We start from the raw sequence: 13277 nt of genomic DNA on the forward strand, positions 1-13277 counted from the left end.
CTTATAAACACTTCTGAAAGATAAAAAATTACGCTGGGACACCCAAGACACCAAAAATAAAATAAACAAATAATTGATAATCAATAACTTAGAAAAATATCTATTTAATGGCGAGGAAAACAGGAGGGCAAATTGTAGAAACCGGCAATCACCACAGTTTAGTGGCTATGAAAGGATTATATTATGCCATGTGGCGCCAGCAAATTGGCGAACGCAAACTAAATACCGCATTTGCTGTTTAAATTTTTTTTTCACTTATTTCTAATTGAAAACATAAAGGCCCCTCCGTAATAGAGTGGGCCTTATTTCTACCAAAACCTAACCAACTTAACTGCTTTTCTTTAAATTATAACTCAGCGGGAAATCTATTTTCAAGGATACATTTCTTCCCATATTGTAAATACCATGTTCTCTGGGGTTATCATTTGGGCCGGGATTTTTATAATCACCATAAAAATATTTCAATCGGCTTAAATGATCCCAATAAGCCAGATTAAACAGATTATTACCCATTACATATACATTAAACAGTACATCTCCTTTTTTATTGGTAATACTTCCTCCAAAACCTGCATTAAACAAACTGTAACCCGGAGTTGGTGTTTCGGTTCCGTAAGCACTGAAAACATTATTTTGGCTGGCATAATATTCCAACTGCACTTTTACAAAAGCATTCTTAATACCCGATTTTGCCAAATTAAAATTATATCGCAATTCAGAAGTTCCGTGCACAGGCGGAATAAATGGAAGATATTTTTCTGAATCAGCAACAACCTTTCCATCTGTACCTTTATTAATGGCATTTACAACAGATACACTGTTTTCAAAATGCAAAGGTTTAATGGGATGCAGATCTACACTAAACTCTCCGCCCCACAAATTTGCTTTGGATGCAACAAATTTAAATGTCTGATTACCCTGAACCAAAACGGAGTCCTGGCCATTGGTGCCCAATAATTTCTGATTATAGATATAGTTATTGATGGTATTATTGAATACACTTAACTGAATAACGGCGTATTTTGAAGAATACACCCAACCAATATCCTGCTGTAAACTAAACTCGGGCTTTAACTGATCGCTGCCAATTTGATAAATGTTTGTGCCGGGGTGCACGCCATTGGCTGATAGTTCGGCTATATTGGGCGCCCGGTAGCCTCTGGCAAGATTTACTTTCACCGAAAACTTTTCAGAAAAATTATAGGTTGCGCCTATGCTTCCGGAAAATCCGGAAAAATTATGTTTATAATTTGAAAATATTTTTTGTGCACCAATTGTATCTGCACCATATACCGGCATATCAAAACCTGTAACAGGATTTGCATTAGTGAACAATTTTTGATTATCAAATGTTCTGCCATCTATTCTTGCACCTCCGGCAATATCTAACCTACCAAATGTTTTCTTACCCAGAATAAAACCTCCGATATCGAATTGATGGTAATTGGGTATCACAAATTCGGTACCGTTAGTAACGGTATTGTTCTGGTACATTCCATTTATACCTGCGGTGATATCCCAATTGTCTAAAGAAGGAAAATGATATTTTACATCGTAAGTGTAGGTCTGCAATTGCAAATCCAGTCCTGGTACTGTAAATAATTCAGGATGGCTATATTCCCTGCGCCTGCTGTTTTGAAAACCGATGTTTAAATCTAACCTGCTTTCGCCCAAAATAAAATTATTGCTCCAATATATACGGGCATGTTGCACATGTTGGTGTAATTTTTCAATGGCATAACTATTTAAATCATGGTTAGAAACAATTGGCCGTACCGTATCAATTTCAGTAATTTGTCTGGTAAACTTCCAAGTGGCACTATCGCGGCTTCCATCGGGTATTTCCTGCAAGTCATCAAACAAAACTAAATTCAAATGTGAGTAACCCCATTTACGATGCAGACCCAATGAAGCATTTGCATCAGTTTCGCGAAAAGCCGTTCCAAACACTCTGCCATCTACTTTGTTTTGGTAATCCACCGCTTGTTTGTGCGAAACACGAGCCATCCATTCAAAACCATTCTTAGTGGCCCCTAACATGGCTGAACCACCAAAAAACTTATTGTTGGTTTGGTAATTCAACAAAACCTCTCCAATCATTTTTCCTTCGGGTGCAGGTTGTGTAGGAATAAGATTGACCACGCCGGCAAGCGCATCTGAACCATATGATAAACTGGCAGGACCTTTTATTACTTCAACCCTGTCAACACTAAACTGATCTATTTCAATACCATGTTCATCGCCCCATTGCTGGCCTTCTTGCCGCACTCCATCATATAAGGTTAAAATTCTATTGTACCCCAATCCTCTGATAATAGGTTTTGAAACATTGGGTCCGGTAGTAACAGTTCTTACACCAGGTATTTTTGCTATTGCATCAATAGCATTGGTGGCACTATTACTGAGCAGGTAACTATGATTAATGGTTACAATAGGTACCGGGCTTCTTTTAATTTGTGTTGCTTTTGAAGTACCCGTTACTACTACTTCGCCAATTTCAGTAGCACTTTCCAGCAAACTGAAATTAGCCGTTACAGTTCCTTTCAATGCAACATTTTTTGTAGCAGTTGCATAACCTACATATTTTACTTCTATCAAAAAATTACCAACTGGCAAGCCCTTTATTTGATATTCACCTTTATCATCTGTAATAACACCCAATTTTAAATCAGGAATACTTACTGTGGCGCCAACTAATGGTTTTTGCGTTTGTGCGTCTAATACTTTTCCATGTAAAACCACCTGCTCCAAATCTTCATTCCCATCCCATGCAATTGCAAATTGTGGTAATAAAATAAGTAAAATACTATATAATGGCAAAGCCAGTAATAACTTTTTCAACATAAAATTACATTAGTTAAATAATTAAATTACAACCAGATGAAGTTATTGACGGCAGAAGGAGGCCCGCGTGTTGCAAAAGTGTGATGGCCTGATGAAAATGTATTTTTAGATAAAATGGTAGTTGCATTGATAAAACTAACCGGCAGGGTAATTATTACATTTATTTGTTCGCCCATAAAAGGCAATACCACCACCATATTATTTACATCGCAATTATAACCAACTGCATGAATAACAGGCCCATTTTTAGGTATTGCAACACTGGCAGGTATATCGGTATGTTGTGCCAACCAATAATGCAGCCATTGTTTGGGCATTATAGCCAACAACATCACCAACAAAAGAAAAGCTGCGGTAAAGGATTGTATGTTTTCCCTATTTTTCAAATAATTTTTGTTACAGTGTTGCAAATGTAACTTTCTACTCAGAAATTACAAGCTATAGCAGCTTGAATTTTGAAAAAAAATGATAAACGGTTAAATACGATGTGCCGCTCAAAAGAAAAAAATTGCACAAGAGCAGCATTTAAAATTTCAAAATGTCCTATATTTAAGGGTAACTATTTATCCCGTAATGACTGAACAGGCAATAATAACTGGATGTATGTACAATGACCCCATTGCACAGCGTGAGTTGTATAACAGATATAGCCCTAAAATGCTATCGGTGTGTTATCGGTTTGCACATAACAGACAGGATGCGGAAGATATGTTACAAGAAGGTTTTATAAAAGTGTTTACACAAATGAATACTTTTCAAAACCGTGGTGCATTTGAAGGCTGGATTAGAAGAATTATGGTACACACCTGCATTAATTTTTTAAAAAAGAATAAAAAATTTAATGAAAGTGTAGAATTGTCGCAGGCAACACATTTGCATACCAAAGATGAAACCATCCCTTCCATATTGCAGGGAAAACAAATTATAGAATGTATCAGACTTTTACCTGTGGGATACAGAACCGTATTAAACTTATATGCCTTAGAAGGCTTTAGCCATAAGGAAATAGCCGAAATGCTGGATATAGAAGAAAGTACCAGCAGAAGTCAGTACACAAGAGCCAAAACGATGTTAGAAACTATTTTAATTAAGAAGAAAATTGTTGACAGCCCGAAGGAAGAGTACAACTGGCTGGCAGCATTTAGTAAATAAGTGCAGGAACGATGGAAAACAATTTTCATATACATGATGAATTTGAACAATTCCTGCAAGATGAGGTGAAACAACACCGCATGTACCCATCTGAGCATGTATGGGAAAATATTCGTACAGAATTGCATGGTACGGGTTCCTGGAAAGCATTAACATTTATTGCTATTTTTATTATTGTTGCATTAACGGCTACTACCATTTACAATTACCCGCCTAAAAATATTTTGATAAAGCCCCTTGCACCCATTGGTAACGTTCAGATGATTGATGCCAATACACCCGACAATAGCAATATACACGCTGATGCCAATAAAAATAGTTTATTAGAGCAAACCATTAATCCTACTGCTATTACCAATAAAACCATCAATAAACTTCACCACATCAATAAACCGCAGCACAATACGTACTATGCAGTTGTAAATACATCCAATAACATTACTTCCGGTAACGAGATTATTGTGAGTAGCCGCCACTTCAATAAAGGTATTCAAAATATTTCCATCATCAGCAAACATATTAACGGCAATAGTGAACCGGTTGAATTGATGAATACAGAAAGCATTAAAAACAATACCTATCCTTCAGGTAACACTACTTATTATTCCGGCAACAACAGCCTGATATTGTATCCTAATTTTGCATGGTTAGATCAGAAAAACAAAATCAGTGGTTTCAATAATGTGCTGAACAAATCAGCTTATAATACTTCAAAAAATTTATTAAAAACTACTGCTAAAATTCCAAGATTTTCTTACCAATTATATATTACGCCTTCCATCAGCTACCGAAATTTAGTTGATAATCAGGAAAGATTAAATTATGCAACATTGAGCACCTTCGCATTAAACAGTCCGGTTAACAATACCAACAATTTGGTAAATAGCAACATTAATGCAGCAGTACACCACAAACCTGCCATTGGCATGGAAGCGGGTGGTGCTATTTTATACCGTTTAAATAAAAACCTGCAAATAAAAACCGGCTTACAATTTAATGTTCGGCAGTATTATATTGATGCATATTGGTCGCCCTATAATATTGCAACCATTGCATATGTACGTAACCATCAGTTAGATTCTGTAAATATGCTTTCCAGTTATAGCAATGCAGGCGGCTTTCAATCGGCCAAATTAGATAATAAACTATACCAAATATCTATCCCCATTGGTGTTCAATGGAGTTTCTTTCCCGATAAAAAAATTGGTGTAGATGCAGGTATCAGTTTTCAACCTACCCTTACGCTTAACAAAAACGTGTATTTGCTTTCAACCGATTATAAATACTATACCAATGGAGCTCCCTTTTTCAGAAAATGGAATGCCAATACAGGAATTGAGTTGAATATTACCTATAAAACTGCCAATAGAACCTGGTTTATTGGGCCTCAGGTGCGGTACCAGCATTTCCCAACATACAATGACTTATATCCCATTAAAGAATTTAGATGGGATTATGGTTTAAAAATTGGTTTTACCCAGCCCATTCGTTAATTTTTTTCTATAACCATCATCAGCTTATAAGTTTCTGCAATACTGTTACAAGTGTTTCAAATACTTTTGCTGCATGAAGTATTTGATTTTTATATTCGTAACCATTGCTGTAACCATTTGTTGTTCAGGCTGCCATAGTAACCAACAAAAGACAGCAACAACCATACAACCGATAAAAGATACCGGCACTTATTTTCCAATAAAAGAAATATTAACCGAAGAAATAAACGATGTAAAGAGCACCCCGTATTTTATGTACAAAATAGAAACGAAAAATGCAGGAAAAAAAGACTCTTCAGTTATTTATGCTAAAGAATTTGAACATTTAGCCCAACCTTTTTTGGATGCTGATATCAATAGCCCTGCATTAAAAGCTTTATTGAATGAATCTGTATTTCATGATTTATCCACCAACAGTTATAGTTTTACCTATGCACCGGCAGCACAAAATGATACACTCCCCATTAAATCAGTCATTATTTTATTAAATGACGCAAACAACAAATTGAAAAATATTTTTATACACAAAATACTGCATCGCGCAGATACTACCATAGATGAGGCTTTACACTGGAAACCTGCCAATTATTTTACAATCAATAAAGAATACTTATTGAAAGATTCCGTAATTAACAGAAACAAAATATTTGTAAACTGGAAACATTGATATGACTGCTGCTGCTTTTCAACTCATTGCACATACCATACCGCATAAACCGGGCATATATAAATATTACGATGCATCGCATCAGCTTTTGTATGTAGGAAAAGCAAAAGATTTGCGTAAAAGAGTAAGTTCATATTTTTCTAAAACATTTACCGGATATAAAACATTTGAATTAGTAAAGCGAATTGAAAGTATTGAGTTTACCATTGTTGATTCGGAACAGGATGCATTTTTATTGGAAAATGCATTGATAAAACAGTACCAACCTAAATATAACATCAATTTAAAAGATGATAAAACATACCCCTATATCGTTATTAAAAAAGAACCCTTCCCAAGGGTATTTTTAACCCGTCAAAAATTAAATGACGGCTCAGAATATCTTGGTCCATTCAGTTCAGTTGGGCGTGTTCGAGAATTGTTGCATTTCATTAAGCAATACATTCCACTTCGAACCTGTAAACTGGCATTAACAGAAAATAATATACAAAAGCATAAATTTAAAGTTTGTTTAGAGTATCATTTGGGTAATTGCAAAGGACCTTGTGAAGGACTACAAACTGAGATGGATTACGACAGCGGTATTCAACAAATTAGAGAAATTTTAAAGGGCAATTTAAGTCCGGTAATGCAACGTTTAAAATATGAAATGCAAACACATGCAGCCAATTTAGCATTTGAAAAAGCAGCCGCAGTAAAAAACAAAATGGATTATCTGGAAAATTATCAGGCAAAATCTGTTATAGTAAGCAAGCATTTAAACAATATAGATGTATTTTCCATTGTAAAAGAAGGCGAGACTGCATTTGTTAATTACCTGATGGTAAACCATGGCACCATTGTACAAACGCACACCAGAAAAATTGAAATACAATTAGAAGAAACCGAAGCTGAGCTACTGCCGATGGTAATTTTAGATATAAGAAAAAAATTTAACAGTACTGCTGAAGAAATTGTGGTGCCTTTTGAAATGGATTACCCCGAGCCGGATATCACCGTTACAGTTCCCAAAGCGGGCGACAAGAAAAAATTATTAGAATTATCCATAAAAAATGTAAGTTATTTTAAAGAAGAACTCAGGAAGAAAAAAACACTGCATATTACTACTAAATCAGACGCAGATTTGATGCAGGTTTTAGAAGAAGTAAAAAATTATTTGCATTTACAGGAAACACCGATACATATAGAATGTTTTGATAACTCGAATTTTCAGGGTAGTTATCCGGTTTCTGCAATGGTTTGTTTTAAAAACGGATTACCCAGTAAGAAAGATTACCGGCACTTTAATGTAAAAACCGTTCAGGGCATCAATGATTTTGCAACCATGAAAGAGGTAGTTTACAGGAGGTATAAACGTTTGAAAGAAGAAAACCAATCACTGCCACAATTGGTCATTATTGATGGTGGTAAAGGCCAATTAAATGCTGCTTTAGAAGCGTTGGATGAATTGGGCCTTTTGGGCAGCATGAATGTGGTGGGTTTAGCCAAAAATGAGGAAGAAATATTTTTTCCGGGCGATAACCGTTCCTTAAAATTACCCTGGGATAGTGACAGCTTGCTACTGATTCGGAGAATTAGAGATGAAGTGCATCGCTTTGGTATTACTTTTCACCGGAATAAACGTTCGGCGGGTGCTTTTAAAAATGAATTAGAGCAGATTCCCGGCATTGGTAAAACCATGGCAGATACCCTCTTAAAGCATTTTAAATCGATCAAAAACCTGCAAACGAAAGATAAATCTGCTATTGCTGCAGTTGTAGGGCCTGCAAAAGCCGAATTAGTGGTACAATTTTTCAATAGCAAGGTTAAGTAATGTAAGCAAATTGGGTGCAGTTGTGGCATAAAAAAAGGGCCAGGATAAAAATCCAGCCCCGTCTTTAAAATCCAATATCCTATGAAAAACCAAGATAAAAGTACAGATTAGTTTTTAAATAACAATAATTTTTAAAAAAAAATTTTCTACTGAAATTATAAAACAAATTTAATACCAAGTTAAAACAAGCCCCAGCAATGCTTAATAAGCCCACAAATCCTGTTCATAATTAAATATCTTTTCCTTAATTTTTTCGCCGGCCAGTAAACGGAATAGGGGGTCTTTAATATAATCTTTAAAATATTGATTTTTGAAGTTATCCATAGTTGTTTTCACAATATAACTGCTGTACATGTGGCTTTCAAACAAATCATCCCAACTCATTCTGGCACCATTATTTTTAGGATTGTACACCTGCACTTTAGCAAAAGTTGCACGAATATCAGGGTAATAAACCCAGAACAAAGGATACAAATCATCACCAACTGTGGTACCATCCGATAAATATCTTTTCATCATGGGTGCAATACCAATAATACGACGCACCAATCTGGAAGCTTCTTTATCAAAAATATAATCTTCCTTAATTCTGAATTTGTAAATAGAATCGGCAACTATCTGCCTAGGTCTGATTTCGCAAATGCCAGTAGGCTGGCCATCAATATCTTTTCTTTGTACGGTATCAATGCCGCCACCAAAGGTTTTCATGAAATCGGCTTTATTCAGCGGCGTAGTAAAACGATCATCGCTGGCATCAAAAGCAGTAACATCCCCATTCATTACGGCCTGTACAATAATTGAAATTAAACGCTGGTTGCCATTGTCTTCATTAGAGGCATATCCAAATACCTGGTTCATCTTCTCTCTGATATCAATTTCGCTCCATACCCTTTCTTTAAAAACGGCATCATCTTCCCGAATAAAATCATAAGCCAAAGGGGTTTTGTCACGCACCATTTCATAATTACGGGTAGGATCATCCGGACGAAGGGAAACCTTTACGGTATCAAATAACCCGCCTTCTGCACTGGGCATATTCACATACTCGCGGCAACCAATACCTGTTTGTGGCTTGGTTGCATTAGTATTGGCATTACTGTTTGCAACCGGAGTATTTGCATTATTACCTGACGATAAATAAGGGTTATTGCTATTCGTATTTGTGTTATTATTTTGTAAATACGGATTGGCAGCATTATTAGCCGGTTGCTGTGCAGGTGCCGTAGTGTTTTTTTGAACAGTTCGCTTTTTAGCCTGCGCCACAGCAGCATTGCTTTCAAACATCAGCAGAGTAACTGCAACAATCCACACAAAAATTTGAATGCTGTTTTTTTTCATAATCATAAATTTAATATAAATAGAATGAAATGGGCGGTAAAGTAGTAGTACCATTGGGTCCTTCTACTTTAATCATATCTATTAAAACGGTTGAATTTGGTCCTAATTTCTCAATCAAAGCACGGGTTTCATTATTAAATACAGCACCGTTGTTTACTGAAATACCTGGCCTTTCTGAAAAAGCTTTACCTGTTGCAATGAAGGTATAGCTGAGTACATTATATTTTAAATTTTCAAAAATAAAATTTTCCAAATCAGCCCGCACACCGGCCATTGCTTTAAATTCATTCAAAGCCATTCTACCTCCTTTACTATTACCCACTTTGGCTACCGGATCAGGAATTGTTTTAACTCTAAATTTAAAGGGTGTAACATTTTTACCATCATTAACAGTAATAGTTGCTTCGCCGGGTGTAGTTACCTGTGCTTCATAATGACCGGGGCCGGTCTTGGTTAAAGAACCCTGACTAATAGAAACACTTACTTTTTCATCGCCTACACCTGCACCACCAATAACGGTTACTGGGTTAGCTACACCAATATACAATACCCGGGTAGCATCAGCACTTACATTGGCACCTGTTGGTGAACCTACGGTATATTTGATATCTACATCTTTTGTTTCCTGTTTACCGGTAGCCTGGTTAAAATAGCTGATATGTAATTTTTTTACATAAGAACCCGGGCCACCTACTGTTGTTTTATACAATCCAGTACCATCGGGCTGTAACGGAACACTGGCACCGTCAATGGATATGGAGGGTCTTGATTCTTTATTAAATGCCCCAATACCGGCAGTAACATCCAACTCCTGTCCGGGCATTAAATATTGTGCACTTTGGCCTATTAAAGGCACATACGTGTCAAACACCATTTTCACCTCCCCGATTTTATTGTGGAAATATTCCACTGCACGGGCTTCAGAGTTCTTCACATCATTTTGGAATTTACTTAAAATAGTAATACCTGCAATAGTAGGTGTCATATTAAAATAAGCATATGCCCAATCTTTTTTTGCAGCATCAGAAATTGCTGTTTTAGGAATAGAAACATCTAAGGGCAAAGTAGCCGCATATTGCATAGCAAATCCGGTATCAATAGCCAACAGATCTTTTTTAAACTGAATTAGCTTTTGCTGTAATTCATTTCCCTTCTTTTCTTCAACCATTAATCGTGAAGAGGCTTCTAAATCGTCTTCTTTAAAAGTAGTATCTTTTGGTGGGTTATATCCGGAAGCTCTTTTTAAAGAATCTTTTAATGATTCAATGTAAGCATACATGTTTTCGGATAATTGTTTTGCTTTTTCAGCTTTTGGCCACCAAATGGCTGCTTTTTCTTTTGTATCGGCCTGATTTAATTTTTCCTGAAATGATTTAAAAAGGGTTTGATTTTTCTGTTCAATTACTTCATTGGAAGTACCCAAACTATTGTTCACCGTCTTAAATGCATTCAATATTTCAGAAGATACATTCAGTGCTAACAGTGCCGTTAATACCAAATACATCAGGTTAATCATTTTCTGCCGTGGCTCCTTAGGTAATGCCATAATTTATCTGCAGTTTATATAATTTTTATATGAATAGGGTTGAAATCAATAAGCATTGTATGAATTATGGTCTGCCCTGCATGGCAGTTAACATATTACCATATACCTGATTTAACTTACCTAAGTTATTGGCCAGTATGGCAATTTGCTCTTTTGCCTTCATTGCATCACCGGCAGAATTGTTCATGGCTTCAGAAGTTTGCGCTAATTTACCATAGAACTGATTCAACACTTTTAGATGGTTATTGCTTTCCTGCAATTCCAACTCATATATTGTATTTAAAGAAGTAAGGTTTTTGGTCAGCAACTGCACCTGAGTATGAAATTGTTTGGTATTTTCTGCCGCTGCATTGAAAGAAGATAATGAAGCAGTGGTTTGATTAACGGCACCGGTAATAGTACCCAAAGCACCTGCAGCTTCTTTTGCTTTTGCGCTAAAATCGCCGGTAGATTTTACTACATCGCCAATTTCGCCCATTTTTTCAACAGTAGATCCCAATTTCTGAAAACCTGCACTCAATTTACTCAGGTTAGCGGGTGTGATATCAGCTTCCAATAACATTTTTTCCATGGTTTGTAAAGCCGGGTTTCCGGCAGGAACTTTTGCTCCGGGAATATGCACCTCATGATCATCCATATAAGGAAATATTACATAAAGTATACCATATCCTAAAAAGATTAATGCCTCTGTAGTTAAACCTACTTTCAACATTGCATCTGCAATTGGAGTGTGTAAAATTTTCTGCAATGCACCGAAGATAACTACTGCTGCACCAACAGAAACACCAACATCGAACCATTTACTTACCTGAGGAGGAATTTTTGCTGCCATAATAAGGAAAATTTAAATTTTTACTGGATTTGGGGTAATAGAATACTACCTGCGATTGCATCGCCTGTTGTATCCGTAAAGTTTATTAAAGTTTTAATCAATAAAATGTGCTGATTTTAGGGTTCTATTTTTTCATTCTTGGGGCTAAGTCAATTACACACCTGAATCCTATATAAGATTTTGCACTATCCTGGTATTCGAATGTGCGGGTACTGGTTTGCAGGAAATAACCTACATCTTTCCAACTTCCACCTCTTACTACTTTTCTGCGCATTAATGGAGGATCAGAATCTTTAGCTTCATAGCGTACATCCGGACTCATATCAGACATAAAATTATAGGCACTTTCGTTGAAATAGGAATTGGTCCATTCAGCCACATTTCCTGCCATATTGTATAAACCGTAATCATTGGGCCAGTATGCATCTACCCGAACTGTATAGAAACCACCATCTTCAGCATAATTACCACGGCCAGGTTTAAAGTTGGCCAACAGACATCCTTTTTTGTTGCGGATATAATAGTTCCCCCAAGGGTACATTGAATTGGTTCTGCCACCGCGGGCTGCATATTCCCATTCTGCTTCGCTTGGTAATCGGTAATCGCTTTCAACAGCCATCTTTTTTCTTTCCAAAGCAGCATTTTGTATATGGGTGCGCCAGTGGCAAAATGCAACGGCCTGTTTCCAGTTAACACCTACTACAGGGTAGTTACCAAAAGCAGGATGTGCAAAATATCTTTTAGTCATCGGTTCATTGTAGGAATAGGAAAAATCACGCATCCATACCAGGGTGTCCGGATAAATGGGAACCTGATAACGCACAATAAATTTACTGCGTGGCTGCCCGGCATTTTCTCTTTTGGCGGCTTCAAATAAATTAAAAGTTTCTACCTGATACAACAATTTGTTGGGGTCAATATCCGGCTTGCCATATAATCTGTTATCCGGCGCAAGAATGAGCTTGTTGCCTAATTTTTCCAGATTTGAGGCATCATATTTAATGGTACGCGCTTTGTTCCAGTCAATGGCTATGGCAGAATCCCCACCGGTAGCACCGGCAGATGATTTATAGTAACCCAACTCTTTTGCGGCAAGTGAGTCACGCACCCAATATACAAACTGCCGATAATCATTATTGGTTATCTCTGTAGCATCCATCCAAAAGCCTGGAATAGATACCTGTCTGTTACGGGCGGTATAATTAAAATTAATATCTTCATCACTGGGGCCCATGTGAAAGGTTCCTGGTGGAATGTAAACCATTCCTCTCGGTTTTCCCATACTTTTTCCGGCGCCCGGCGCTACTCCATGTAACTGGCCATCATCCAGCGGACTTTTACTTTTCCCTTTGAAACAGGCAGTAAACCCCACCGATACCAACGACACCAGCAAAATACTATAATGGTACTTCTTCATAATTTCTTGATAGAATATTGACAAATATATAGCAATAAATAGCACACATGCTACTTTGTAAAATTAGCTTTAATTTAAATTTTAGTTCGAGTAAAGTTCAACGATGCATTTACTTAACGTTCTTTTTACTAACTTTATTTTCCGGGAGGGATAAACAGGGAGAGTGCAAATTAAT

At 36.7% G+C, this 13277-nt stretch carries 11 protein-coding genes; 5 read left to right on the top strand and 6 right to left on the bottom strand.

The window, feature by feature from the left end; translation table 11 throughout:
* Positions 1-107 precede the first annotated feature (107 nt).
* Positions 108-242: a hypothetical protein gene (locus A0F92_RS15925; RefSeq protein WP_262490034.1), complete on the top strand. Its 135-nt coding sequence runs from the start codon at positions 108-110 to the stop codon at positions 240-242.
* Positions 243-327: 85 nt separating this feature from the next.
* On the opposite strand, the gene A0F92_RS08575 is transcribed toward A0F92_RS15925, so the two are convergent.
* A complete protein-coding gene (locus A0F92_RS08575; RefSeq protein WP_068244321.1) occupies positions 328-2844 on the bottom strand; it encodes a TonB-dependent receptor in 2517 nt (838 codons plus the stop codon).
* Positions 2845-2870: 26 nt separating this feature from the next.
* On the bottom strand, positions 2871-3230 hold the full coding sequence (locus A0F92_RS08580; RefSeq protein ID WP_068244324.1) for a hypothetical protein: 360 nt from the start codon (positions 3228-3230) through the stop codon (positions 2871-2873).
* Between the two features lie 217 nt (positions 3231-3447).
* Here A0F92_RS08580 and A0F92_RS08585 point away from each other — a divergent pair, with 217 nt between their 5' ends.
* The 4 genes from A0F92_RS08585 to uvrC all read left to right on the top strand — a co-directional run bounded on the left by A0F92_RS08585 (position 3448) and on the right by uvrC (position 7969).
* On the top strand, positions 3448-3996 hold the full coding sequence (locus tag A0F92_RS08585; RefSeq protein WP_253810308.1) for an RNA polymerase sigma factor: 549 nt from the start codon (positions 3448-3450) through the stop codon (positions 3994-3996).
* Positions 3997-4007: 11 nt separating this feature from the next.
* Complete coding sequence (locus tag A0F92_RS08590) at positions 4008-5489, top strand: outer membrane beta-barrel protein (RefSeq protein WP_068244330.1); 1482 nt, start codon at positions 4008-4010, stop codon at positions 5487-5489.
* Positions 5490-5562: 73 nt separating this feature from the next.
* Entirely contained in the window at positions 5563-6156 is a 594-nt protein-coding gene (locus A0F92_RS08595; protein WP_068244333.1) for a hypothetical protein, read from the top strand.
* Position 6157: 1 nt separating this feature from the next.
* Positions 6158-7969: an excinuclease ABC subunit UvrC gene (gene uvrC / locus A0F92_RS08600; protein ID WP_068244336.1), complete on the top strand. Its 1812-nt coding sequence runs from the start codon at positions 6158-6160 to the stop codon at positions 7967-7969.
* A 201-nt stretch (positions 7970-8170) separates the two neighbouring features.
* Here uvrC and porN read toward each other — a convergent pair whose 3' ends face one another.
* The 4 genes from porN to porK all read right to left on the bottom strand — a co-directional run bounded on the left by porN (position 8171) and on the right by porK (position 13102).
* Positions 8171-9307 carry a type IX secretion system ring subunit PorN/GldN gene (gene porN / locus A0F92_RS08605; RefSeq protein ID WP_167516949.1) on the bottom strand — a complete coding sequence of 379 codons (1137 nt, stop codon included), beginning with the start codon at positions 9305-9307 and terminating at the stop codon, positions 8171-8173.
* A gap of 10 nt (positions 9308-9317) precedes the next feature.
* Positions 9318-10853 carry a type IX secretion system motor protein PorM/GldM gene (gene porM, locus A0F92_RS08610; RefSeq protein WP_068244342.1) on the bottom strand — a complete coding sequence of 512 codons (1536 nt, stop codon included), beginning with the start codon at positions 10851-10853 and terminating at the stop codon, positions 9318-9320.
* Positions 10854-10917: 64 nt separating this feature from the next.
* Positions 10918-11685: a type IX secretion system motor protein PorL/GldL gene (gene porL, locus A0F92_RS08615; RefSeq protein ID WP_068244345.1), complete on the bottom strand. Its 768-nt coding sequence runs from the start codon at positions 11683-11685 to the stop codon at positions 10918-10920.
* Between the two features lie 124 nt (positions 11686-11809).
* Complete coding sequence (gene porK / locus A0F92_RS08620) at positions 11810-13102, bottom strand: T9SS ring complex lipoprotein PorK/GldK (protein ID WP_068244348.1); 1293 nt, start codon at positions 13100-13102, stop codon at positions 11810-11812.
* Between the last annotated feature and the right edge of the window lie 175 nt (positions 13103-13277).

This window comes from Hydrotalea flava (assembly GCF_001623405.1).
Lineage (GTDB): Bacteria > Bacteroidota > Bacteroidia > Chitinophagales > Chitinophagaceae > Hydrotalea > Hydrotalea flava.